Origin of the sequence: Paractinoplanes ferrugineus, assembly GCF_016862195.1 — a bacterium.
In the GTDB taxonomy this organism is placed as follows: domain Bacteria; phylum Actinomycetota; class Actinomycetes; order Mycobacteriales; family Micromonosporaceae; genus Actinoplanes; species Actinoplanes ferrugineus.
The window spans coordinates 1-505 of record NZ_BOMM01000130.1; the positions used below are offsets into that span (position 1 = coordinate 1).

General features: G+C 66.9%; 1 protein-coding gene. It reads left to right on the forward strand.

Annotation, left to right across the window (positions count from 1 at the left end; genetic code table 11):
* The coding region (locus Afe05nite_RS43550; RefSeq protein ID WP_203823230.1) for a beta-ketoacyl synthase N-terminal-like domain-containing protein at window positions 1-505 on the forward strand (505 nt) is incomplete at both ends.

Here is a 505-nt window from a genome sequence, read left to right on the forward strand (position 1 = left end):
TGTCCCCCGACGGCCGCTGCCGATCCTTCTCCGCCGACGCCAACGGCACCGGCTGGTCCGAAGGCGTCGGCATCCTCACCCTCGAAAAACTCTCCGACGCACACCGCAACGGCCACCCCGTACTAGCACTCGTCCGCGGCACCGCCGTCAACCAAGACGGCGCCTCCAACGGCCTCACCGCACCCAACGGCCCCGCCCAACAACGAGTCATCCGCCAAGCCCTCACCAACGCCGGCCTCACCCCCACCGACATCGACACCGTCGAAGCCCACGGCACCGGCACCACCCTCGGCGACCCCATCGAAGCCCAAGCCATCATCGCCACCTACGGCCAAAACCGCGACCACCCACTATGGCTCGGCTCCCTCAAATCCAACATCGGACACACCCAAGCCGCAGCCGGAGTCGCCGGCATCATCAAAATCATCATGGCCATGCAGCACGGGGTCCTCCCGCGGACGTTGCACGCCCAACAACCCTCACCACACATCGACTGGACCGCCGG